A 23,108-nucleotide genomic window follows, 5' to 3' on the forward strand; every position below is an offset into this window, starting at 1 on the left:
TCGGGTACGGGGGGTGGATCACATGACCGAGCTCGGGAACAAAAGACCGAAACCGCGGAAGCGGACCCGCCGGGCGGTGCTGTTCGGCGGGCTCGGGGTGTTCGCGGCGGCGGCGGTCGCCGGCCGCGACGAGATCGGCCGGGCCTGGTGGCTGATACCGGGCGTGGCCAAGCCGCGCACGGAGGGCGAGATCGACCACGCGGGCGCGAGCTGGACCTCGGCCTCGCCGGCGAACTGGCGGATGGCGGACCGGCCCGACGACTACCGGGTGGACCGGATCGTCGTCCATGTCACCCAGGGCAGCTTCGAGGGCTCGGTGCAGGCCTTCAAGAACCCGTTCCACCGGGCGTCGGCGCACTACATGGTGCGCGGCGACGGCCACGTGGAGCAGCTGGTGCGCGAGATGGACGTGGCCTTCCACGCGGCGAACCGCAGGATGAACGAGCGCAGCATCGGCATCGAGCACGTCGGCTTCGTCGACCGCCCGCAGGACTTCACGGACGCGATGTACGCGGCCTCGGCCCGGCTGGCGGCCGACGTCTGCCGCCGGTACGGCATACCGGTGGACCGCACCCACCTCGTCGGGCACTCCGAGGTCCCGGGCGCCGACCACACGGACCCGGGCCCCCACTGGGACTGGGACCGCTACCTGCGCCTCGTCCGGGAAGCCCTCGCGGCGGGCCCCGCGGGGGCTAGCTGAGGCCCGCCGTGCGGGCGCGTTCCACCGCCGGGCCGATCGCCGCGGCCACGGCGGCCACGTCCTCCTTGGTGGAGGTGTGGCCGAGGGAGAAGCGCAGGGTGCCGCGGGCCAGCTGCGGGTCGGTGCCGGTGGCCAGCAGGACGTGGCTCGGCTGGGCCACGCCGGCGGTGCAGGCGGAGCCGGTGGAGCACTCGATGCCCTGGGCGTCGAGCAGGAGCAGCAGGGAGTCGCCCTCGCAGCCGGGGAAGCTGAAGTGGGCGTTGGCCGGAAGCCGCCCGTCGGGGTCTCCGCCGAGGACGGCGTCGGGCACGGCCGCGCGGACGGCGGCGACCAGCTCGTCGCGCAGGGCGCCGATCTCGGTGGCGAACCGCTCCCGCCGCTCGGCGGCGAGGACCGCGGCCACCGCGAAGGCGGCGATGGCCGGCACGTCGAGGGTGCCGGAGCGGACGTGCCGTTCCTGGCCGCCGCCGTGCAGGACGGGTACGGGGGTCTGGTCGCGGCCGAGGAGCAGCGCGCCGATGCCGTAGGGGCCGCCGACCTTGTGGCCGCTGACGGTCATCGCGGCGAGGCCGCTGTCGGCGAAGTGGACGTCGAGCTGCCCGAAGGCCTGGACGGCGTCGGAGTGCAGCGGGATCCCGTGCTCGCGGGCGACGGCGGCCAGTTCGCGGACCGGCATGACGGTGCCGATCTCGTTGTTGGCCCACATGACGGTGGCCAGGGCCACGTCGTCGGGGTCGCGCTCGACGGCCTCCCGGAAGGCGTCGGGGTGCACGCGGCCGTAGCGGTCCACGGGCAGGTACTCGACGCGGGCGCCCTCGTGCTCGGCGAGCCAGTGGACGGCGTCGAGCACGGCGTGGTGCTCGACGGGGCTGGCCAGGACCCGGGTCCGGCCCGGGTCGGCGTCGCGGCGGGCCCAGTAGAGGCCCTTGACGGCGAGGTTGTCGGCCTCGGTGCCGCCGGCGGTGAAGACCACCTCGCTGGGGCGGGCGCCGACCGCCTCGGCGAAGGCCTCGCGGGCCTCCTCGACGGTACGGCGGGCCCGGCGGCCGGCGGCGTGGAGGGAGGAGGCGTTCCCCGTGGCGGCGAACTGCGCGGTCATCGCCGCGGCGGCCTCCGGCAGCATCGGGGTGGTGGCGGCGTGGTCGAGGTAGGCCATGATCCCCCGATTCTACGAGCCCGCCGGTGCCGGTCCGCCCGGCGGGACCCCGGCCGCCTCCCGGGGCTGCGCCCCGGACCCCGTCCGGGGCCCATCGCCTCGGACGCCGGCGGGGCCGCGGTGGTGCGGCCGGGCCGGGTCGGCGCGTTCAGGAACGGAGCGCGCGGGCCAGTTGGCGGGACTGGGCCACCAGGTGGTCGGTCGAGTCCCAGACCTCGGCGTCCTCCTCCAGGAAGCCGCCGGCCAGGTTGCGGGTGGTGATGGCGACCCGGAGCGGGCCGGGGGCCGGGCGGCGGCGGACGTGCGTGGTGAGTTCCACGGTCGGGGTCCAGGCCACCAGGCCGAGGTCGAAGGCGGTCGGCGGCAGCGCGTCCACCGCGAGGAGCATGGACAGCGGGTCGGCGTCGCGGCCGTCGGCCAGCTCGAACCAGGCCCGCATCTCGCCCTTGCCCGAGGGGGCGCCGACGGCCCAGCCCGCGGTGGCCGGGTCCAGCCGGAGCCGGAGCCGGTCCACGATGGCGGAGCTGCCGGGGATCGGGGCCGGGCCGGCCTCGGGGCCGACGCAGTCCTCGTAGGCGGGCATGGCGGGCGGCTCGGCGACCGTGCGGACGTCGTCCGGGAGGGCCGCGAGGTCGCCGTAGGAGGCGAGGACGCGGATGCGCTCGACCTCGGCGCCGTTCTCGTCGAACTGGAACAGCGAGGCCTGACCGGTGGAGAGGGTGCGGCCGACGCGGACCACCTGCGTGCGGATGACGGCGGGGCCGGGCACGGAGGAGGTCAGGTAGTGCGCGGAGACGGTGAAGGGGTCCGGGTGCGGGAGGGCCGCGGAGAGGGCCCGGCCGACCAGGGCCAGCAGGTAGCCGCCGTTGACGGCGGCGATGATCGTCCACCCGGGGGAGAGTTCCGCGTCGTACACCCCGGGCTCGTCCGCGCGTGCGGTGATGCTGGTGTCGCGGTCGAACTCACTGTCGCCGATGGATGCCTTGGCAGCTGCGTGTGACATGAAAACGACGGTACACCGGCTTGCTACTAAGCGGTAGCTTTCTCTTGTTACGGCTCTTCGGCCACCGAAGAGCGACGGTTCCAGGCCAGCGGTGCCCGCCAGTGGTAGCGCATGGCGAGGAGCCGCAGGACGAACGTGGTGACGATCGCCAGGCCGGTGGTCACCGCGTTGAGCGCGTCCAGGGCGATGGAGACGGCGACCATCGCGGCGCCGACGGTGGCGGGCACGGCGTACATCTCGCGGTCGCGCAGCAGCGAGGGCACCTCGTTGACGAGTACGTCGCGCAGGACGCCCCCGCCGACGGCGGTGGCCAGGCCGAGCGCGGCGGACGCGGTGAGGCCGAGGCCGTACTCGTAGGCCTTGGTCGTGCCCGTCACGCAGAACAGCGCGAGGCCGGCGGCGTCGAACACGTTGATGGCCCGGTTGATCCGCTGGACCTCGGGGTGCAGGAAGAAGACGAGCGCGGCGGCGATCAGCGGCGTGACGAAGAAGCTGAGCTCGCCGAAGGCGGCCGGCGGGACCGCGCCGATGACGAGGTCGCGGAAGAGGCCGCCGCCGAGGGCCGTGACCAGGGCGAGGACGGCGATGCCGAAGACGTCGAAGTTCTTGCGGACGGCGAGCAGGGCGCCGGCGGTGGCGAAGACGAAGATGCCGGCGAGGTCCAGCGCATGCTGGACCCCGGGCGGGAAGAGATCGTGGAGCACCGGGTCATTGTCGCCCCTCGCCTCCCGCCGGGGTGACGGGGCCGGGTGCGGGCCGCCGGCCCCTGCGGCTCGAAGACCTGGGGCTCCGCCCCGGACCCTCCCCCCGACTCCGTCCGGGGGGACCCCCACGCCTCATACGGCGGCGGGGCCGGATGGCGCGGCGGAGCCGGGAGTGCCAGGCGGAGCCGGGTCGTCCGGCTCCGCCGGCCCGGTTACTCCGTCGTCTTCACCACCGCGTCCGCCGCGCCGGGCAGGGGCTTGTCGCCCGGGGCCTGGTCGGGGGCGTTCTCCGGGTGGTGGCAGGCCACCTGGTGGCCCGTCTTCAGCGTCAGCAGCGGCGGTTCCTGCGTCGTGCAGACCTGCGTGGCCTTCCAGCACCGCGTGTGGAAGCGGCACCCGCTCGGCGGCGAGATCGGCGAGGGCACGTCGCCCTTGAGCAGGATGCGCCCGCTCTTCGCGCCCCGGCGGCGCGGGTCCGGCACGGGCACGGCCGACAGCAGCGCCTTGGTGTACGGGTGCATCGGGCTCTCGTAGAGCGCGGTCCGGTCGGCCAGTTCCACGAGCTTGCCGAGGTACATCACGGCGATGCGGTCGGACACGTGCCGGATCACCGACAGGTCGTGCGCGATGATCACGTAGGTGAGGCCGAGCTCCTCCTGGAGGTCGTCCAGCAGGTTGACCACCTGGGCCTGGATCGACACGTCCAGCGCCGAGACCGGCTCGTCCGCGACGACCAGCTTCGGGTTCAGGGCCAGGGCGCGGGCGATGCCGATGCGCTGGCGCTGGCCGCCGGAGAACTCGTGCGGGTAGCGGTTGTAGTGCTCCGGGTTGAGGCCCACCAGCGACAGCAGCCGCTGGACCTCCGCCTTGAGCCCGCCCTCCGGCTGCACGCCCTGCAGCTTGAAGGGGGCGCTGACGATCGTGCCGACCGTGTGCCGCGGGTTCAGCGAGCCGTACGGGTCCTGGAAGATCATCTGGATGTCGCGGCGCAGCGGCCGCATGGCCGAGGCCCCGAGGTGGGTGATGTCCTTGCCCTCGAACTCGATGGTCCCGCCCGTGGGCTCCAGGAGCCGGGTGATCAGCCGGCCCATCGTGGACTTGCCGCAACCGGACTCGCCCACCACCCCGAGGGTCTCACCGCGCCGCACCTCGAAGTCGAGGCCGTCGACGGCCTGGACCGCGCCGGACTGCCGGCGCAACAGCCCCTTGTGGATGGGGAAGTGCTTGGTCAGCCCGGACACCTTGAGCAGCGGGCCGGGCTCCTCCGCCCGCTGCGCGGGGACACCGGGGGCGTCCGTCTTCTTCTTGTCCTCGGTCACAGCTTCGGCGCAATCTCTTCGGTCCAGATCCGGGTCCGCTGTTCCGTCGGCATGTGGCAGGCGGACCAGTGCTTGTGCCCGTCCTCGGTCAGCTCGGGCCGCTGGGTGCGGGTGATCCCGTCCTTGGGCACGTCGGCGTAGGGGCAGCGCGGATTGAAGGCACAGCCGCTGGGGATGTTGATCAGGCTGGGCGGCGAGCCCTTGACCGGAATGAGCCGCTCGGTCTGGTCGCGGTCGATGCGGGGCATCGAACCGAGCAGGCCCCAGGTGTACGGGTGGCGGGGTTCGTAGAAGACCTTCTCGGCGGAACCGCGCTCCACGCACCGCCCGCCGTACATCACGAGGATGTCGTCGGCCATCTCCGCGACCACGCCGAGGTCGTGGGTGATCATGATGACCGCGGAGCCGAACTCCTTCTGGAGGTCCCGGATGAGGTCGAGGATCTGCGCCTGGACGGTGACGTCGAGGGCGGTCGTCGGCTCGTCCGCGATGAGCAGCTCGGGGTTGTTCACCAGCGCCATCGCGATCATGGCGCGCTGGCGCATGCCGCCCGAGAACTCGTGCGGGTAGTTGTCCACCCGCTTGTCGGGCTCGGGGATGCCGACGCGGTCCAGCATCTCGACGGCCCGGGCGCGCGCGACCTTCTTGCTCACGTCGTGGTGGACCCGGTAGGCCTCCACGATCTGGGAGCCGATCGTGTAGTAGGGGTGCATCGCGCTGAGCGGGTCCTGGAAGATCATCGCCATCTCCCGGCCGCGCAGCTTGCGCACCTCCTCCGGGTCGGCGGCGAGCAGCTCCTTGCCGTCCAGCCAGACCTCGCCCGAGAGGGAGGCGCTGGACCGGCCGCCGTTGCCGACGCGGTGCAGGCCCATGAGGGCCAGCGAGGTGACGGACTTGCCGGAGCCCGACTCGCCCACGATGCCGAGGGTCTTGCCCTTCTCCAGCTGGAAGGAGAGTCCGTCGACCGACTTCACCAGGCCGTCGTCCGTGGGGAAGTGGACCCGCAGGTCGCGGACGTCGAGGAAGGCCCCGGGCGCGCCGGGTGCCGTCGCGGTCGCGGTACCGGTGTCGGTGCCGGCCACGGTGCTGGTTTCGGTGCTGGTTTCGGTGCCCTTGCCGGCACCGCTGACGGGCTTCGTCGGGTCGGTCACGACAGCCTCACCCTCGGGTCGATGATGGCGTAGACGAGGTCGACCAGCAGGTTGCACAACACGATGAAGAACGCGGCGAACAGGGTCACGCCGAGGATCTTCGGAAGGTCGTTGACCGCGATCGCCTGGTAGGCGTACTCGCCGACCCCGTGGTACGAGAAGACGGTCTCGGTGACGATGGCGCCGCCGAGGAGGAGCCCGAAGTCCATGCCGAAGATGGTGATGATCGGCGTCAGGGCGGACCTGAGTCCGTGCCGGGTCACCACCACGCGCTCCCGCAGGCCCTTGGCACGGGCGGTCCGGATGTAGTCCTCGCTCATCGTCTCCAGCATCCCGGCCCGGGTGAGGCGGGCGTAGAGCGCCGAGTAGAGGAAGGCGAGGGTGCACCAGGGCAGGACGAGCGCCTGGAACCAGCCGGCCGGGTCGTCGGAGAAGTCGACGTACACGTTGGTGAAGATCGGCCAGTTGAAGACGAACAGCGCCAGCGACAGGACGCCGGTGAAGAACATGGGCAGCGAGACGCCGGCGAGCGCCACGCCCATGGCCACGCGGTCGAAGAGCGACCCGGGGCGCAGGGCGGAGATGACGCCGGTGGTCACGCCGGTGACCAGCCAGACGACGGCCGCGCCGAAGGCGAGGGAGGCCGTGACCGGCAGGCGCTCCAGCATCTGGGGCCAGACCTCGACGTGGTCCTTGAAGGAGTAGCCGAGGCAGGGCGCGTGGCACTGGGAGGGCTGCGGGCCGAAGTTGAACTCGCGGCCGACGAATATCCCCTTCAGGAACTCCCAGAACTGGTGGTGCAGGGGCTGGTCGAGGCCGAGGTTCTGCTTGACCGCGGCGATCGACTCGGGCGAGGGGTTCTTGCCGATGTACTGGGTGGCGAGCGAGTCGACGGTTCCGCCGGCCAGCCTGGGCAGCAGGAAGAAAATCGCAAAGGTGATCGCGCTGACGACGAGCAGCAGGGCCACCGCGGCGATCATCCGCCGGACGATGTACACAAACACGAGGGTCGGCTTCGGCGTCCGCCGGCCCGTACGGCCCCCCAGTCGGGGGAGCCGCACGAGCCGGCGTGCACTGCTGCCTTCACCTGCCTTCCACGGTTCTGGCAGATCGGGCTGAAAGGTCGGGCCTTACGGGGTTCGGACTTACTTCAGGCCGACGTTGAGGTAGTCGTACTGGCCGCTCCAGGCCGGGTTCGACACCGCGTTGGTGATCTTCGGCGAGCGGTAGTGCAGCACCTTGAAGTAGGTCAGCGGCACGATGACCGCCTCGTCCATGACCTTCTTGTCGATGTCGCCGTAGACCTTCTCCCGCGCGGCGGGGTCGGTGTTGGCGATGTTGTCGTTGAGCATCTTGTTGATCTCGGGGTTGTTCAGCTGCGACAGGTTGGTGTTGCCCGTCTTGCCGATCGCGTCACCGTGGACCACCTGCTGGAGGAAACCGAAGCCGGTCGGCCAGTCGGCACCCCACTGCATCATCATGAGGCCGATCTTGTTGTCCTCGGTGAACTTCGGGACACCCGCGTAGTCACTGAAGTACTTGCCGGCCGGGTACTGCTGGATCTTGACGGTGATCCCGACCTTCTTCAGCGAGGCCTGGATCGCGGTGGCCATGTCGACCTCACCGGCACGGTCGTTGCGGGCCGTGATGGTGGTCTCGAAGCCGTTCGGCTGGCCGCAGGCGGTCAGCAGCTCCTTGGACTTCGCCTCGTCGCCCTTGTTGTCCGGGGTCTTGTAGGTGTCGAAGTCCACGTGGCCCGGGATGTCGGTCGGCAGCACCGTGCTGGCGATGGCGCCGCGGACCGGTCCGCCGAAGGCGGTCTGCACCGAGACCTTGTCGACCGCGTACTGGACGGCCTTGCGGCACTCCGGCTTGTCGAAGGGCGCCACCTTGGTGTTGATCGCCATGTAGACCAGGCGACCGCCCTGCGCGTTGTCGGTGTTCGGGTCCTTCGAGCTCAGCAGCTCCGACTGGGTCTGCTGGGCGACGCCGTTGCCCACGATGTCGATGTGGGAGTTGCCGGCCTTCAGGTTGGAGTCGATCGTCTCCTGGTTGACCTTCAGCTTGACGATGATCTTGTCCGGCAGCTGCTTGCGGAGCGGGTCGTTGCCGGCGTCCCAGTTGGGGTTGCGGACCAGGACGGCCTGCTTGTCCTGCTCGTAGCTCTCGAACATGTACGAGCCGGAGGAGACGATGTGCTTGACGTAGTCCGCGCCGTCGTCCTTGGCCTTCGGCACCGGGGCCGACTGCGGGTTGGCCAGGAGGTAGTCGAACTCCGCGAAGGGCTGCTTGAGCTTGAAGACGATGGTGTGGTCGTCCGGGGTCTCGATGGACTTCAGACCCTCGTCGCTCTTGTCCTTGTACGGGCCTTCGTACTTCGGCTCGTTGTCCTTGAGGTACTGGGCCAGGTAGCTCGGGCCGTTGGAGTGGACGTCACGGGCGAAGTTGCTCCGCTCGACGCCGTACTTGACGTCCTTCGAGGTGACCTCGGTGCCGTCGCTGTACTTCACGCCCTTGCGGAGCTTGTACGTCCAGGTGGCGCCGCCGTCGCTCGCCACGCCCAGGGACTCGGCGAGGTCCGGCACGACCTTGTTGCCCTCGGCGCCCGGGGCGGGCGCGAAGGTGGTCAGCGGACGCGCGTACAGGCGGCTGAAGTTGAAGACGAAGCCGTAGTACGTGTTGCCCGGGTCGAACGAGTCGGGGGTGTCGGACGCCTCGTAGACGAGCGTCCCGCCCTTCTTGTCCGAGGCGTTGACGACACCCGTGACGGCGGCGTTGGCGGCAGCACCCTTGCCGTCGCCCTCACCCGTCTTGTCCCCGCCGCTGCACGCGGAGGCGCCCATGGCGATGCTGATGGCGGCCACGAGCACCGCAGCTGATCTCGACCTGCTTTTCATGGTGGAGTTAAGCCCCCTGATTCAGAGTGGAGTGGTGATGGGGTGGGCGGTGGCCCGGCCGCGCCCGAGGAAACGGTTCAGCGGCGGCTCTTGGGGTCCAGGGCGTCCCGCAGACCGTCGCCGAGCAGGTTGAAGGCGAGCACGGTGATGAAGATCGCCAGGCCCGGCACGACCATGTACATCGGGTCGACCTTGTAGTACCTGACGGCCTCGCTCAGCATTCCGCCCCAGGAAGCCTGCGGGGGCTGGATACCGACGCCCAGGAAGCTCAGGGACGCCTCGAAAAGGATGTTGGTGGGGATCAGCAGGGTCGCGTAGACCAGGATCGGCGCCACCAGGTTCGGGAGCAGCTCCCTGAAGACGATGAACGGGCCGCGCGCTCCCAGGGAGCGGGCCGCGTCGACGAACTCCCGTTCGCGCAGCGACAGCGTCTGGCCGCGCACGATGCGTCCGATGTACGGCCAGCCGAAGAAGCCGATCACGAACACCAGCACGCTGATGTGGAGCGGCAGCCCCTCCAGTCCGAAGGCACCGCCCTGCAGCGCGGCCGAGATAGAGATCGCGAACAGCAGCAGCGGGAAGGCCAGGAAGGTGTCCATCATCCGGCTGATGACGGTGTCGGCCCAGCCGCCGTAGTAGCCGGCGACGACGCCCAGCACCGAGCCGATGACCACGGACAGCAGGGTCGAACCGAAGGCCACGAGCAGCGACACCCAGGAGCCCTCCAGGATGCGGGTGGCGATGTCACGGCCGAACTTCGGCTCGACGCCCAGCGGGTGGGACCAGCTGATGCCGCCGAAGGAGCCGATGGGGGTCGCGAGCGACGGGTCGATCAGGTCCTGGTGGAGGGCGTCGGGGTCGAGGCCGAAGATCGCCTGGATCGGCTGCGAGAGAACGGCCAGCACGACCAGGAAGAGGACGACGATCCCGCCGGCCATCGCGACCTTGTCCCGCTTGAGGCGGGTCCAGGCGATCCGGCCGAGCGAACGACCCTCAATCGCCCCTTGCTTCGCCCCGTCCGGGCTGGCGCCGGGCTGGAGCCCCGCGGGCCCGCTGGTCTCGGTAGGTGCCGTCATCGTGGTGGGGACCCCTCTCGGCCGGCTGGTGGCCGGCCCCTGCCAGCCGCTGTGACGGCTTGGTTCACATCGTGGCGCGGTTGTCGCTGGTTGCCGGCGGTTCGTCGCTAGGGAACTGCTCGCGAAATGCGGATGAAGAGTGGGCTCCCGCTGGTTGGGCCCTCTCAGTGGGGGGAGTCTTCAACGGTCTCTCGATCACCCGCCAGACCCGACGGGGATGTGATGCGCAACCGTGATGTGACGAGTCGACTTCCGTTATCCGAACGGCGCACCCGCCTCAGCGGTTCAAGACCTCATGTTCGGCGCGGAACGGACATCCGTCTCAACTGCCCTTTCGGACATGGATCTTGGGTGTATTCAGCGGATATGCCGAAGGCCGCACCGATGGGTCCGGTGCGGCCTTCGAGGGAGATGTCTCGATATGCGGAGGGGCGGATCAGTACGCCGGCGCCTGGCCCTCGCGGTCGTAGAAGGGGCGGGTCTGCGCGCGCAGCCACATCGCCACCGGGTCGTGTTCGTCCGCCAGCGCGACCGTGCACACCGGGACGCCCTCGGGGACCACCCCGACGGACTGGCGCATCATCTCCCGTACGGATTCCAGCGCGGGCGCGGAGGCGTCGTACAGGTCGAGGCCGACCGCGAGGTACGGGGAACCGAGCGCGGGCTGCACCCAGGCGCGGCGCAGCGACCGGACGGCGGGCGTGCGGTGGGCGTGCTGGGTCAGCAGCCCGTAGAACTGCGGGAGCTCGATCGCGGGCTCGGAGAGCCGCAGCGGGCCGGCCGGCATCCGGTCCAGGCCTGTCGCGATGCGGCGCAGGTCGGCCCAGGGCACGCCGAGGCCGCCGCCCGGGGCGTGCGGGTTGAGCCACAGGCCCCAGCGGTCCGGGTAGAGCGCGCGGGCGATGTCCCGCCCGGTGACCACCTCGTAGCCCCGGTTCCAGCCGCTGGCGGCCAGCTCCTGCGGGGAGGTGACGCAGGGCGCGTACCCGAGGCCGTCGACCTCCATGCCGCCGTACTGGGCGTCCGGGGAGCCCGGCTGCCCCTGCCAGAGCAGCATCCAGAGCCGCCCCTCGGACAGGGCGTGCAGAAGCGACTCGTAACTCTCATAGCGCCCGGGGGTCACCTGGCGCATCATGTGCTCGACCTGCCCGGCCGCGGCCGTGCCTGACGCACTCACCCGGTACCCCTCTTCGTCCGCCCGTCGTCCACGCGTGCCCCTCAGCTTAAGCGGCCCTACGGGAGGTAGAAGGGGCGTACGCGCTCACGAATCCAGTCCGTGACCGGGTCCTGGGCCGCGTCCAACAGGATCAACTGCACGGGCCACGGCGGCGGGACACGCGTCAGCGCCCGTCCGAGGGCCGCCATCGGGGCCTCTCGCATCTCGGGCTCCCATCCCAGCAGGCGGACACCGATGAACAGCTCCGGCGCCCCGCCCTCGATGCTGGCCAGGCAGCGGTGCGCGGCCGCGACCACCGCGGTGGCCCGGAACTCCTCGGCCGCTGCGGCCAGGAAGTCCACCGGGTCCTCCTGCCAGTCGGGCTCGTAGAGCCGGACTCGACCGCCGGTGGAGGGTCCGTCGAGCGGGGTCCGACCGGTTCGGCAGAGCTCCGCGACGGCGGGCGGGGGGAGCGGGACGCCGACGGCGCCCTCGGGATTGACCGCGATGCCGAGCTGCGGGGGCAGGCCGCGGGCGAACTCCACGGCCGGGGCGACGGCGAAGTCCGTACCGGGGCCGACGCAGGCGAGGAACTGGGCCTCGGAGCTGTAGACGGGGACGTAGGCCGCGCCGTCGATGTCCATCGTGGGCAGGGAGAGGTCGGCCGAGTCCGGGCCGCCTCCGCCGGGCAGGGGAACCCATATCTGGCTGCGCCCGAGCACCTCCAGGATGCGCCCGCCGGCGTCCGGCTGCCCGAGCGCCGCCCCGAGCACGTGCTCCAGCTCATTCCCCGGCCAGCCGCTGCCCTGCATGTCCCGTGCCTCCGTGATCCCGCCGCGTGTCGCCCCGCAGGGTACCGGCACGGCCGCGTCGCCGGTGCGGGGGCCCGGCCCGCTGCGCGTCCCGCGCCGAGGGGCTGGTGCGGGGCCCCGCGGGTCAGGCGTGGAACGCGATGCGGGTCACGGTCGCGGCGGAGGAGCGGTCGAGCAGGGTGACCGAGGCGCAGCCCCGCGGGGGGCGGCCCGCCTCGGCTTCGCGCAGCAGGCGGCCCACCGCGCCCCGGTGGCGGGCGAAGGCGTAGGCGGAGACCCGCCGCCCCCGCGCGGCCTGCCCGGAGAGGGCCTCCGCGGGGCTGCTGTCGAGGAGGAGCAGGTGCAGCGCCCGCCCCCGGCGCCGCGCGGCCGCCCCGAGCAGCCCGCGCACCCAGCTCTGCGTGCCGCAGTCGTGGACGACGACGGAGGCTCCGGAGCGCAGGAGCCGCCAGAGCCCCCAGTAGTGCGCGGCGCGCACCAGCGGCCGGTACGCGGCGTACGGCAGGGCCGGCGGCATGCGCCGTTCCCAGCGCTCACGGGTGTCCTGGGAGTCGACGGCGCCGCCGTCGGCCGCCGCCCGCTTGATCAGGGTGCTCTTGCCGCCGCCGGGCAGGCCGGACACCACGACGATGTCCCCGTCCGCGAAGGCGAGCCGCTGCGGGCCGCGGGCCCGGGGGCCGCGCAGGTCGCGCACGGAGCCGATGCCGGCGTCCGCCGCCCGCTCGCGCTCGCGGTCCCGGCCGCGCGGTCCGCGCTGCGCCGGCACCGCTTCCACGGTCCCCGTCGTCGTCACCACTCCGAATCTCCGCACAGTGTTCGCCTCCCCCGAATCGGGTCACCGGGACCCTTGCCCACTGAGTGTAAAGAGACGGTAATCCGGCGTCCCCGGTTCCGGTCCGGCCGCTCGGGGTACCGTACGAACTTTCGGACCCCTCCGCCCGATCACGGGCATGGCGTGCAATGATGTGCGCCATCTGGACCAACTGCATACCGGCCGCTTGAATCCGCGCGGGAGAGTCCCGGCACGCCGCAAGGCCGTGCGCGGGCGCCGAAGGAGCAAGATCCTCCCTTGAATCTCTCAGGCCCCGTACCGCGTGGATGAGGCAGATCTGAAAAGCGAGCTGTTCGACAGCTCCACCCAAGGTGCAAGCCGAGGAACTCTCGGCGAACCTCTCAGGTTCCGATGACAGATGGGGAGGACCCTCCTCGTCATGTCATGCCCTGGGACTCGGGAGCCACACCCATGAGCACTGCCCCCCGTCTGACCGCCCTCGATGCGCTGCACCGCTCGCTCGGTGCGACCATGACCGACTTCGCGGGCTGGGACATGCCGCTGCGGTACGCCAGCGAGCGCGACGAGCACAACGCCGTACGCACCAGGGCCGGTCTCTTCGACCTGTCCCACATGGGCGAGATCACGCTGACCGGCCCGGAGGCCGTCAAGGCGCTGGACTACGCGCTCGTCGGCAACATCTCCACCGTCGGCGTCGGCCGCGCCCGTTACACGCACATCTGCCAGGAGGACGGCGGGATCGTCGACGACCTGATCGTCTACCGCCTCGGCGAGACCGAGTTCATGGTCGTCGCCAACGCCTCCAACGCCCAGGTCGTCCTCGACGCCCTGACCGAGCGTGCCGCCGGCTTCGACACCGAGGTCCGCGACGACCGCGACGCGTACGCGCTGCTCGCGGTGCAGGGCCCGGAGTCCCCCGGCATCCTGGCCTCCCTGACGGACGCCGACCTGGACGGCCTCAAGTACTACGCCGGACTGCCGGGCACCGTCGCGGGCGTCCCCGCGCTGATCGCGCGTACGGGCTACACCGGCGAGGACGGCTTCGAGCTGTTCGTCGCCCCCGAGCACGCCGTGGAGCTGTGGCAGGCGCTGACCAAGGCCGGCGAGGGCGTCGGCCTGGTCCCGGCCGGCCTGTCCTGCCGCGACACCCTGCGCCTGGAAGCGGGCATGCCGCTGTACGGGCACGAGCTGACCACCTCCCTCACCCCGTTCGACGCGGGGCTGGGCCGGGTCGTGAAGTTCGAGAAGGAGGGCGACTTCGTCGGCCGCGCCGCGCTGGAGGCCGCCGCCGAGCGCGCCGCCACGAACCCGCCGCGCAAGCTGGTCGGCCTGGTCGCCGAGGGCCGCCGTGTCCCGCGCGCCGGATTCCCGGTCGTCGCCGACGGTCAGGTCATCGGCGAGGTCACCTCGGGCGCCCCGTCCCCGACGCTGGGCAAGCCGATCGCGATGGCGTACGTGGACGCGGCGCACGCCGCGCCCGGCACCTCCGGCGTCGGCGTCGACATTCGCGGTACGCATGAGCCGTACGAGGTCGTGGCGCTGCCGTTCTACAAGCGGCAGAAGTAGTTCCGCACACGGTCCAGCCGTGCACGAGCCGTACGGGAACCCCGTCCGGCAGCGTCTCAGTACCCGAGACCACCGTTCGTATCCACTCCCCCGCATCCAGGAGAATCAGGTCATGAGCAACCCCGAGAAGCTGCGTTACACCAAGGAGCACGAGTGGCTGTCGGACGCCGTGGACGGCGTCGCGACGGTCGGCATCACGGAGTTCGCGGCCAACGCGCTCGGTGACGTCGTCTACGCCCAGCTCCCCGAGGTCGGCGAGAGCGTGACCGAAGGCGACACCTGCGGCGAGCTGGAGTCGACGAAGTCGGTCAGCGACCTGTACTCCCCCGTCTCCGGCGAGGTCGTCGAGGCCAACCAGGACGTCGTGGACGACCCGGCGCTCGTGAACACCGCCCCGTTCGAGGGTGGCTGGCTCTTCAAGGTGCGCCTCTCGGAGGAGCCGAAGGACACCCTGTCCTTCGAGGAGTACACCCAGCTCACCGCCGGTAACTGACCCCAGGGGACCCTGATGTCTGTACTGAACACCCCTCTCCACGAGCTCGACCCGGACGTCGCCGCCGCCGTCGACGCCGAGCTCGTGCGCCAGCAGTCCACCCTGGAAATGATCGCCTCGGAGAACTTCGCTCCGGTCGCCGTCATGGAGGCCCAGGGTTCGGTCCTGACCAACAAGTACGCCGAGGGCTACCCGGGCCGCCGTTACTACGGCGGCTGCGAGCACGTCGACGTGGTCGAGCAGATCGCGATCGACCGCATCAAGGCGCTGTTCGGCGCCGAGGCCGCGAACGTCCAGCCGCACTCGGGTGCGCAGGCGAACGCCGCCGCGATGTTCGCGCTGCTGAAGCCGGGCGACACGATCATGGGCCTGAACCTGGCCCACGGTGGTCACCTGACCCACGGCATGAAGATCAACTTCTCCGGCAAGCTCTACAACGTGGTCCCGTACCACGTCGACGAGACCGGCGAGGTGGACATGGCCGAGGTCGAGCGCCTCGCCAAGGAGTCCAAGCCGCAGCTGATCGTCGCCGGCTGGTCCGCGTACCCGCGCCAGCTCGACTTCGCCGCCTTCCGCCGCATCGCGGACGAGGTCGGCGCGTACCTGATGGTCGACATGGCGCACTTCGCCGGCCTGGTCGCCGCGGGTCTGCACCCGAACCCGGTGCCGCACGCCCACGTGGTCACCACCACCACGCACAAGACCCTCGGCGGTCCGCGCGGCGGTGTCATCCTGTCGACGCAGGAGCTGGCCAAGAAGATCAACTCCGCGGTCTTCCCCGGTCAGCAGGGCGGCCCGCTGGAGCACGTGATCGCGGCCAAGGCCGTCTCCTTCAAGGTCGCGGCCTCGCCGGAGTTCAAGGAGCGCCAGGAGCGCACCCTGGAGGGCGCGAAGATCCTCGCCGCCCGCCTGGTCCAGGACGACGTCAAGGCCGTGGGCGTGGACGTCCTCACCGGTGGCACCGACGTGCACCTGGTCCTGGTCGACCTGCGCAACTCCGAACTGGACGGCCAGCAGGCCGAGGACCGCCTCCACGAGGTCGGCATCACGGTCAACCGCAACGCCATCCCGAACGACCCGCGGCCGCCGATGGTCACCTCGGGTCTGCGGATCGGTACGCCGGCGCTGGCCACCCGCGGTTTCGACGCCGAGGCCTTCACCGAGGTCGCCGAGATCATCGCGCAGGCCCTGAAGCCGACCTACGACGCCGACTCCCTCAAGGCGCGCGTCTCCGCGCTCGCCGCGAAGTTCCCGCTGTACCCGTCGCTCTAGGCAACGGCTTGGGAAGGCCCGGCCTCGTCTCGCACAGGGCCGGGCCTTTCCCGTGGTCCGGAGTGCGGCCCTCGACGTCGGGGCCGCGAAAGCCGCCGTACAGGTCGGCGTAACCGGGCCCCGCACGAACTGACGTACGCTGATGAACCGGGCAAGGGCGCCCACGAGGTGATCTTTGCCCGCAATCCCTGCAAAGTCCGCCCCTCCGTCGGCCGCCTCGCTACGCTGCGAGTGCGACTGGACGGTCCGTTCCCCGCCACCGCGGGGATGACCCGGGAGACCGCCAACGTGGCCATTTCCGTTTTCGATCTCTTCTCGATCGGCATCGGTCCGTCCAGCTCGCACACCGTCGGCCCGATGCGGGCCGCCCGCATGTTCGTGACGCGGCTGAAGAAGGACGGCGTGCTCGCCCAGACCGCCGCGGTGCGGGCCGAGCTCTTCGGCTCCCTCGGCGCGACCGGCCACGGACACGGCACCCCCAAGGCGGTGCTGCTGGGCCTGGAGGGGCACTCCCCCCGCACGGTGAACGTCGAGACGGCGGACGACGAGGTCGAGCGCATCCGCAAGAGCGGCCGGCTGCGGCTGATGGGCGCGGAGATAGGCGACGTCCACGAGATCGACTTCGACGAGCCGAACCAGCTGATCCTCCACCGCCGGCGCTCCCTGCCGTACCACGCGAACGGGATGACCCTCTTCGCGTACGACGCCGCCGGCACCCCGCTGCTGGAGAAGACCTACTACTCGGTCGGCGGCGGCTTCGTCGTGGACGAGGACGCGGTCGGCGAGGACCGGATCAAGCTCGACGACACCGTGCTGAAGTACCCCTTCCGCTCCGGCGACGAAATGCTGCGCATGGCCCGGGAGAGCGGCCTGTCGATCTCCGCGATGATGCTGGAGAACGAGAAGGCCTGGCGCACGGAGGAGGAGATCCGCGAGGGCCTCCTGGAGATCTGGCGCGTCATGCAGTCCTGCGTCTCGCGCGGCATGTCCCGCGAGGGCATCCTGCCGGGCGGCCTGAAGGTCCGGCGCCGGGCGGCGAACACCGCCCGCAAGCTCCGCTCCGAGGGCGACCCGCTGGCGCTGTCGATGGAGTGGATCACCCTCTACGCGATGGCCGTGAACGAGGAGAACGCCGCCGGCGGCCGGGTGGTCACCGCCCCGACGAACGGCGCCGCGGGCATCATCCCGGCGGTCCTGCACTACTACGTGAACTTCGTGCCCGGCGCCGACGAGGAGGGCGTGGTCCGCTTCCTGCTGGCGGCGGGCGCGATCGGCCTGCTCTTCAAGGAGAACGCGTCGATCTCGGGCGCCGAGGTCGGCTGCCAGGGCGAGGTGGGCTCGGCCTGCTCGATGGCGGCCGGCGCCCTGGCCGAGGTCCTCGGCGGCACCCCGGAGCAGGTCGAGAACGCGGCCGAGATCGGGATGGAGCACAACCTGGGCCTGACCTGCGACCCGGTCGGCGGCCTGGTCCAGATCCCCTGCATCGAGCGCAACGGCATGGCCGCGGTCAAGGCCGTCACCGCCGCCAGGATGGCGATGCGCGGCGACGGCACCCACAAGGTCTCCCTCGACAAGGTCATCAAGACCATGAAGGAGACGGGCGCCGACATGAAGGTCAAGTACAAGGAGACGGCCCGCGGCGGTCTCGCGGTCAACGTCATCGAGTGCTGATCCACGGCAGGTGACGCGAGGGGCCCGGCGCGCGCGTGCGCACCGGGCCCCTTCCCGTCTGCTTTCGGGCGCTATCCGCGGCGCAGCGCCTTGAGGACGCCCCGGGCGAAATCGTCCACCGCCGCGTCGTACGCCTTCAGGCTGTCAGCGGTGGGCGGTGTGCGCGCCTCGGCCGTGACCGTCACGTCGATCAGCATGTTGCTGTCGCGCAGCCGCAGCGCGTGGACCTGCCGCAGCTCGGTCGGCTTGTTGAAGGCGAACCGGTAGGCCTCCTTGCCGACGCCCTTCACGTCGGTGAAGCCGCTGTCCGGCATGTCCTTCGCCGTGTCCGCGCGGGCCCTGGCGAAGACGTCCTTGGAGAAGTCGACGCTCTCCGTGTACGCGAGGTCCAGCTCCACCTTGACGTTCCCGTACTCCGCCGGGCCGGACTCGACGAGCGGCTGGACGCACTTGACGCCCGGGGCGCCCGTGCCGGACCGCTTGTCCCGGTCCGCGGCCTCCTCGCGGGCCCCGAGCGGGTCGGCGAGCTTGCCGTACGGGAGCGCGTTGCAGATCTCGTCCGTGGCCACCCAGCGGTAGCCGCCCTTCCCCTCCTGCGAGACCTCGCCCTCCGCGTCACCACCGCAGGCGGTGGCCGCCAGGACGAGGGCCACGGCGACCGTTGCGTGACGGGACAAGCGGTGAGGACGCATCCGGTTCTCTCCTGTCGGGACGGGCCGATTGCCTGCCAACCACCCTGCCACCCATGGCAGTTGTCGAGTGGTGGATTGACCGAACCAGGAGGGGAACCGCGGGATGCCTGAACGGCGTCCTAAGCCGTGCCATCAGTCCCCGTCTCTCAGGAATCGAGGGGACGTCATGATCCACGCACGTCTCCGGCAGATCGTGGCCCTGACATCCGGCGCTCTGCTCGCCGCCTGCCTCTCCTTCGCCGCACCTGCCTCGGCCGCCACCACTTCCACCGCCGCCCAGAGCCAGACCCCGCTCGTCGTCAACGCCCGCTGGGGCGGGCACGCCACGTACGACCGGATCGTCGTCGACCTGCAGGGGTACGTCCCCGAGGTGACCGTCACCCCCGTCCCGCAGCTGGTCCACGACGGGTCCGGCAAGCCCGTGCCGCTGGCCGGGAAGCACTTCCTGGAGATCCGCTTCCACCCCGCCGCCGCGCACGACGACGCGGGCCGGAACGTCTACCAGGGACCCAGGCTCCAGAAGATCTACCTGAGCAAGCTCAAGGGCATCGCCCTGACCGGCGACTACGAGGGGTACGTGACCCTCGGCGCCGCCTTCGACACCGTGCCGTACTACCGCGCCTACACCCTGCACTCCCCGGAGCGCTTCGTCGTGGACATCTCGCACGTCACCCGGTGACGGGCGCAGGCCTGCCCGGCGGCGGTCAGCGGCGCCAGAAGAGGTGGTGCGTCACGCCGCTCGGGCTGGGCACGACGTCGAGGTGGAACCGGTCGAGGAGCTCCTCGGGCGAGTCCCAGAGCCGTGCCCCGGATCCGATCTCCACCGGCGAGACCGCCACGTGCAGGGTGTCGACGAGGTCGGCCTCGAGGAACTCCCGGATGGTGGTGGCCCCGCCGCCGAGCCGGACGTCCTGGCCCCGCGCCGCCTCCCGCGCCATGCCGAGGGCCGTGGCCGGGTCGGCGTCGACGAAGTGGAAGGTGGTGTCGGAGAGCGTGAACGACGGACGCTCGTGGTGGGTCATGACGAACACCGGGGTGTGGAAGGGGGGCTCGTCGCCCCACCAGCCGCGCCATTCGTGGTCGGGCCAAGGCCCGCGCTGGGGCCCGAACTTGTTGCGGCCCATGATCTCGGCGCCGATGCCGTGCGCGAAGTCCCGGGTGAAGTAGTCGTCGAGGCCCCGGCTGCCTCCGGGGTCGGTGCGGTGGGGCCAGCTCGCGGTGGCCCCGGCCCAGGCGAACATCTCCCCGGGGTCGGCGTCGCCGAACGGCCGCTCCAGGCTCTGGCGCTCACCGGCGCCGAACCCGTCGCGCGAGACGGTGAAGTTCTGGACTCTCAGCAGTTGCTCCACGGCTTCCTCCGGCCTGGTCGGCGAGGACGGGACAGGGTTCAGCGGTGTTCGGGGTCGGGGAAGTCGAAGTGGGCGGGCACTCCTCCAGCCTGTTCACCGCCGGGCCCGGTCACCAGCCGGGGGCGGCCGAACGGGGGCGCACTGACGCGGCGGCCGCGAACCTAGGATGGCGCCATGTCCCTCCCGCACGCCATCCTCACCGCCCTGCTCGAGAAGCCCTCGTCCGGGCTGGAGCTGACCCGGCGGTTCGACAAGTCGATCGGGTACTTCTGGTCGGCGACGCACCAGCAGATCTACCGCGAGCTCGGACGGCTGGAGGAGGCCGGGCTGATCCGGGCGCTGCCCAGCGAGGCGCCCGTGCGGGGGCAGAAGAAGGAGTACGAGGTACTGCCCGGCGGCAGCGCGGAGCTGGCGCGCTGGGTCGGCGAGAGCCAGGACCCCAAACCGATGCGCGACCCGCTGCTGCTGCGGATCCGCGCGGCGGGCGTGGTGGGGCCGCAGGGGCTCGGCCCTGAGCTGCGGCGCCATCTGGACCTCCACCGGCGCCAGCTGGCGCAGTACGAGGCCATCGAGGAGAAGGACTTCCCGCCGGGACGCGACGCCGTGGAGGACCGGCTGCGCCGGCTCGTCCTGCACGGGGGGATCGCCCTGGAGACGTTCTGGCTGCAGTGGCTGGAGGAGGCCCTCGCCGAGGTCGAGGACATGTCGTCCGGGCCGGAGGCCTGACGCGGACGCACGCGCGCTCCCGCCCCGGCCCGGCGGCGAGCCGGGGGTGCGGGGCGGGAGCGGCGGAGGGACTACTTGTTCAGGGAGGCCCAGAACTCGTCGAAGCTGAGCAGGCCGTCGCCGTTCTCGTCCTTGGCGGCGATCACGGCGTCCGCGACGGCGGCAGTGACGAACGGGTCGCCCATGGCCGCCATGGCCGCCTTGAACTCCTCGGCCGTGACGAAGCCGTCACCGTTCACGTCGAACTTGCCGAACGTCGTCCGTGCGCTCTCGATGTCCGCCACTGGGTGCACTCCTTCTTGATGCCTGTTGACCGGCTCAGGGTAGCGGTCCCTGCGGCCGGCCCCCGCCGCGGGTCCCGTTCGGGCGGCAGAAAAGAATTCAATTAACCTTCCACCATGCGGAAGTGATAATTCCTGACAACAGATCCGGCTTCCACTTGTCACGCTCCGGGGCCACGGCATAACGTAACGGCATTGCCGCCACACCAGGAGCGCAGGGCTCCCAGGGACAAGCGGCGACAAGGGCGATCACACAGGTGACGATCACAGCCGACGCATCATTCGAAGTTCTGCCCTTCACCCGCACCTGCCGCCATATCTGGGAAGACGGCGACCATGTGCTCATCGGGGTGAGTCCCGGAAACAGCTACTTCAGTTCCGAGCGCATCGCCGGCCTCGCCCGGTGGGCCACGACCCGCTTCGCCCAAGTCGACTTCGTCTACGCCGACCTCCACGTGGACCGGATGTTCGCCGCCTTCGGCTACACCCGCGAGCACGCGGAAAGGCGCGCCACGAAGGAAATCAAGGCGGTCCGGCGGCGGATCCTCAAGGGTGTGGAGGAGTCCGGGCCCGGACGGGCCGATATTCGCGTGCGAGCCCTGTCGGAGTTTCAGTCGAACCCCGTTTACCAACTGCTCCACCGCCGCATCCTGCATTTCCTGGAAACCGACGACGCATTCCGCAAGGGCTGCGAGGAGATGGCCCTGCACTTTGTCGGTTCCAAGTTGCCGGAAGGTGAATCGATCACAGACGTCCAGTTGCAGGTCTGTTTCGATTACATGGCAGCCGAGCTGCCGTTCTTCGTGGACACCCCGAGCATTCTCGACGTGCCGTCCTCGGTGGCGGCGTACCACGTCAGGATGCCGCTGACCGATGTCCTCTTCGCGCGCGGCGGGGGCCTGCGCGCGACCCGCAACCAGGCGTACGCCGTCGTACGGCCCGAGCCCGCCGAGGCCACGGCGCGGGCCGGCGCGCCCCAGGCCCCCGCGCCTCCGGCGCCCGCACCCGAAAGCGCCACGGACCACGCACCGACCGAAGGGACCGCCGATGAGCGTCGAGCAGCTTGAGGGCCGGGAGAGCCGGGAGCCGCAGCCGCTCCTCGACTTCCCGCTGTCGCGGCGCGGTGACGTGCTCCCGCAGGAGTGCGATTGGCTGCGCGAGAAGGCCCCCGTCGCCCGGGTCCGCACCCTCACCGGGGACCCCGCCTGGCTGGTGAGCAGCTACGCGCTGGCCCGGCAGGTGCTGGAGGACGAGCGCTTCAGCCTCAAGGACACGGCGAACGCCGGCGTCCCGCGCCAGTACGCGCTGACGATCCCGCCCGAGGTCGTCGACAACATGGGCAACATCAACAGCGCCGGCCTGCGCGACGCGGTGATGAAGGCGCTCAACCCGCGCCGGAAGGGGCTCCGGGACCTGCTGCGCGCCAAGGCCGGCGAGCTCATCGACCAGATCGTCGCCGAGGGCGGCCCGGCCGACCTCCGGGCCGGGTTCGCCGACCCCTTCTCGGCGGCCCTGCACTGCCAGGTGCTCGGGGTGCCCTTCGAGGACTGGCGCCGGCTGATGTCGGGGCTGGACGTCGCCTTCATGACCGCGCGCGAGCCCTTCGCCGACTCGGCCCTCAACTGGTACAAGGACGTCGGCTACTTCGCCGAGCGGCTGGGCGCCCAGCTGGCGCTGGCCCCCGAGGAGCGTACGGGGCTCCTCGGCAGGTTCGCCGGGCTGAAGGAGGCGGACCCGGAGTCGGCGCACCTGAGCGACGACATGTTCGCGACGGTCGCCGTCTCGCTCTTCGGCGCGGGCGCCGTCTCCACGTCGGCGTTCCTGACCCTCGCGGTCCTCGCGCTGCTCCAGCGGCCCGAGCTGATCGGCTACCTGCGCGAGCACCCCGAGCGCATGGGCGGGGCGGTCGACGAGCTGCTGCGCTGGAACCTCTCCGTCGGCGACGGCCTGCCGCGCATCGCCCTCGCGGACGTCCGGGTCGGTGACGTGCTGGTGCAGGAGGGCGAGCTCGTCCTCGTCCTGCTGGAGGGAGCCAACTTCGACCCGGCGGCCTTCGAGAACCCGGACGAGCTGGACCTGGAGCGCGAAAGCCCGAACCCCCATCTCGCCTTCGGCGCCGGGCGGCACTTCTGCCCGGCCTCCGCGCTGGGCCGGGCACACGCCGAGATCGCGCTGGAGGTGCTGGTCGAGCGGCTGCCCGGGCTGCGCCTCGCGGTGCCCGCCGAGAACCTCGTCTGGCGCACGGGCTTCATCAAGCGGCTTCCGGAGAGGCTTCCGGTCGCCTGGTAGTC

The 23,108-nt window shown here is 71.1% G+C and carries 23 protein-coding genes and 1 riboswitch; of the genes, 9 read left to right on the forward strand and 14 right to left on the reverse strand.

Going from position 1 to position 23,108, the window contains the following annotated elements; all coding sequences use genetic code 11:
• Positions 1 to 22 precede the first annotated feature (22 nt).
• Positions 23 to 700, forward strand: coding sequence for an N-acetylmuramoyl-L-alanine amidase (locus tag ACZ6JT_RS15005; protein ID WP_469209981.1), 678 nt, complete (start codon positions 23 to 25; stop codon positions 698 to 700).
• On the opposite strand, the gene ACZ6JT_RS15010 is transcribed toward ACZ6JT_RS15005, so the two are convergent.
• From ACZ6JT_RS15010 to ACZ6JT_RS15060, 11 genes are all read right to left on the reverse strand, one after another.
• Positions 693 to 1,856, reverse strand: coding sequence for a cysteine desulfurase family protein (locus ACZ6JT_RS15010; protein ID WP_376619046.1), 1,164 nt, complete (start codon positions 1,854 to 1,856; stop codon positions 693 to 695). The two genes, ACZ6JT_RS15005 and ACZ6JT_RS15010, sit on opposite strands and share 8 nt — an antisense overlap.
• A gap of 148 nt (positions 1,857 to 2,004) precedes the next feature.
• On the reverse strand, positions 2,005 to 2,859 hold the full coding sequence (locus ACZ6JT_RS15015) for a thioesterase family protein (RefSeq protein WP_469209983.1): 855 nt from the start codon (positions 2,857 to 2,859) through the stop codon (positions 2,005 to 2,007).
• Between the two features lie 47 nt (positions 2,860 to 2,906).
• Positions 2,907 to 3,563, reverse strand: coding sequence for a trimeric intracellular cation channel family protein (locus ACZ6JT_RS15020; RefSeq protein ID WP_469209985.1), 657 nt, complete (start codon positions 3,561 to 3,563; stop codon positions 2,907 to 2,909).
• A gap of 212 nt (positions 3,564 to 3,775) precedes the next feature.
• Positions 3,776 to 4,882: an ABC transporter ATP-binding protein gene (locus ACZ6JT_RS15025; protein ID WP_469209987.1), complete on the reverse strand. Its 1,107-nt coding sequence runs from the start codon at positions 4,880 to 4,882 to the stop codon at positions 3,776 to 3,778.
• Positions 4,879 to 5,964, reverse strand: coding sequence for an ABC transporter ATP-binding protein (locus tag ACZ6JT_RS15030; protein WP_469210700.1), 1,086 nt, complete (start codon positions 5,962 to 5,964; stop codon positions 4,879 to 4,881). Before ACZ6JT_RS15030 ends, ACZ6JT_RS15025 begins: the two co-directional genes overlap by 4 nt.
• 65 nt (positions 5,965 to 6,029) lie before the next feature.
• Positions 6,030 to 7,037 (reverse strand): ABC transporter permease, encoded by a 1,008-nt coding sequence (locus tag ACZ6JT_RS15035; protein ID WP_365469963.1) that lies wholly within the window; start codon positions 7,035 to 7,037, stop codon positions 6,030 to 6,032.
• 141 nt (positions 7,038 to 7,178) lie between these two features.
• Positions 7,179 to 8,930 (reverse strand): ABC transporter substrate-binding protein, encoded by a 1,752-nt coding sequence (locus ACZ6JT_RS15040; protein WP_469209989.1) that lies wholly within the window; start codon positions 8,928 to 8,930, stop codon positions 7,179 to 7,181.
• Positions 8,931 to 9,007: 77 nt separating this feature from the next.
• Positions 9,008 to 10,006 carry an ABC transporter permease gene (locus ACZ6JT_RS15045; RefSeq protein WP_376619048.1) on the reverse strand — a complete coding sequence of 333 codons (999 nt, stop codon included), beginning with the start codon at positions 10,004 to 10,006 and terminating at the stop codon, positions 9,008 to 9,010.
• 436 nt (positions 10,007 to 10,442) lie between these two features.
• Positions 10,443 to 11,183 (reverse strand): enhanced serine sensitivity protein SseB C-terminal domain-containing protein, encoded by a 741-nt coding sequence (locus ACZ6JT_RS15050; RefSeq protein ID WP_362854493.1) that lies wholly within the window; start codon positions 11,181 to 11,183, stop codon positions 10,443 to 10,445.
• A gap of 56 nt (positions 11,184 to 11,239) precedes the next feature.
• Positions 11,240 to 11,974 carry an enhanced serine sensitivity protein SseB gene (locus ACZ6JT_RS15055; RefSeq protein WP_469209992.1) on the reverse strand — a complete coding sequence of 245 codons (735 nt, stop codon included), beginning with the start codon at positions 11,972 to 11,974 and terminating at the stop codon, positions 11,240 to 11,242.
• 124 nt (positions 11,975 to 12,098) lie between these two features.
• Positions 12,099 to 12,767, reverse strand: a complete 669-nt coding sequence (locus ACZ6JT_RS15060) for an AAA family ATPase (RefSeq protein WP_469209994.1) — start codon at positions 12,765 to 12,767, stop codon at positions 12,099 to 12,101.
• Between the two features lie 206 nt (positions 12,768 to 12,973).
• Positions 12,974 to 13,077, forward strand: a riboswitch (glycine riboswitch).
• A gap of 140 nt (positions 13,078 to 13,217) precedes the next feature.
• Between ACZ6JT_RS15060 and gcvT the strand changes: the two genes are divergently transcribed.
• The 4 genes from gcvT to ACZ6JT_RS15080 all read left to right on the forward strand — a co-directional run bounded on the left by gcvT (position 13,218) and on the right by ACZ6JT_RS15080 (position 17,769).
• The gene (gcvT, locus tag ACZ6JT_RS15065) at positions 13,218 to 14,333 is read left to right on the forward strand and encodes a glycine cleavage system aminomethyltransferase GcvT (RefSeq protein WP_469209996.1); all 1,116 of its coding nucleotides are present in this window, start codon (positions 13,218 to 13,220) and stop codon (positions 14,331 to 14,333) included.
• A 112-nt stretch (positions 14,334 to 14,445) separates the two neighbouring features.
• Positions 14,446 to 14,826, forward strand: a complete 381-nt coding sequence (gene gcvH / locus ACZ6JT_RS15070) for a glycine cleavage system protein GcvH (RefSeq protein ID WP_469209998.1) — start codon at positions 14,446 to 14,448, stop codon at positions 14,824 to 14,826.
• Between the two features lie 15 nt (positions 14,827 to 14,841).
• Complete coding sequence (gene glyA, locus ACZ6JT_RS15075) at positions 14,842 to 16,098, forward strand: serine hydroxymethyltransferase (protein WP_469209999.1); 1,257 nt, start codon at positions 14,842 to 14,844, stop codon at positions 16,096 to 16,098.
• 288 nt (positions 16,099 to 16,386) lie between these two features.
• Positions 16,387 to 17,769 carry an L-serine ammonia-lyase gene (locus tag ACZ6JT_RS15080; RefSeq protein ID WP_469210001.1) on the forward strand — a complete coding sequence of 461 codons (1,383 nt, stop codon included), beginning with the start codon at positions 16,387 to 16,389 and terminating at the stop codon, positions 17,767 to 17,769.
• Positions 17,770 to 17,840: 71 nt separating this feature from the next.
• Here the strand turns inward: ACZ6JT_RS15080 and ACZ6JT_RS15085 are convergent, their stop codons facing one another.
• Positions 17,841 to 18,446, reverse strand: a complete 606-nt coding sequence (locus tag ACZ6JT_RS15085) for a hypothetical protein (protein WP_469210003.1) — start codon at positions 18,444 to 18,446, stop codon at positions 17,841 to 17,843.
• A gap of 181 nt (positions 18,447 to 18,627) precedes the next feature.
• Between ACZ6JT_RS15085 and ACZ6JT_RS15090 the strand changes: the two genes are divergently transcribed.
• On the forward strand, positions 18,628 to 19,140 hold the full coding sequence (locus tag ACZ6JT_RS15090; RefSeq protein WP_469210005.1) for an AMIN-like domain-containing (lipo)protein: 513 nt from the start codon (positions 18,628 to 18,630) through the stop codon (positions 19,138 to 19,140).
• A 25-nt stretch (positions 19,141 to 19,165) separates the two neighbouring features.
• On the opposite strand, the gene ACZ6JT_RS15095 is transcribed toward ACZ6JT_RS15090, so the two are convergent.
• Complete coding sequence (locus ACZ6JT_RS15095; protein ID WP_469210007.1) at positions 19,166 to 19,810, reverse strand: dihydrofolate reductase family protein; 645 nt, start codon at positions 19,808 to 19,810, stop codon at positions 19,166 to 19,168.
• Positions 19,811 to 19,984: 174 nt separating this feature from the next.
• Between ACZ6JT_RS15095 and ACZ6JT_RS15100 the strand changes: the two genes are divergently transcribed.
• Positions 19,985 to 20,536 carry a PadR family transcriptional regulator gene (locus ACZ6JT_RS15100; RefSeq protein ID WP_469210009.1) on the forward strand — a complete coding sequence of 184 codons (552 nt, stop codon included), beginning with the start codon at positions 19,985 to 19,987 and terminating at the stop codon, positions 20,534 to 20,536.
• Between the two features lie 71 nt (positions 20,537 to 20,607).
• On the opposite strand, the gene ACZ6JT_RS15105 is transcribed toward ACZ6JT_RS15100, so the two are convergent.
• Positions 20,608 to 20,820 carry an EF-hand domain-containing protein gene (locus ACZ6JT_RS15105; protein ID WP_365470001.1) on the reverse strand — a complete coding sequence of 71 codons (213 nt, stop codon included), beginning with the start codon at positions 20,818 to 20,820 and terminating at the stop codon, positions 20,608 to 20,610.
• A 254-nt stretch (positions 20,821 to 21,074) separates the two neighbouring features.
• Between ACZ6JT_RS15105 and ACZ6JT_RS15110 the strand changes: the two genes are divergently transcribed.
• Positions 21,075 to 21,884 carry a tRNA-dependent cyclodipeptide synthase gene (locus ACZ6JT_RS15110; RefSeq protein WP_469210010.1) on the forward strand — a complete coding sequence of 270 codons (810 nt, stop codon included), beginning with the start codon at positions 21,075 to 21,077 and terminating at the stop codon, positions 21,882 to 21,884.
• Complete coding sequence (locus ACZ6JT_RS15115; protein WP_469210013.1) at positions 21,865 to 23,106, forward strand: cytochrome P450; 1,242 nt, start codon at positions 21,865 to 21,867, stop codon at positions 23,104 to 23,106. Before ACZ6JT_RS15110 ends, ACZ6JT_RS15115 begins: the two co-directional genes overlap by 20 nt.
• Positions 23,107 to 23,108 lie beyond the last annotated feature (2 nt).

Source organism: Streptomyces sp. NPDC046308 (assembly GCF_055588065.1).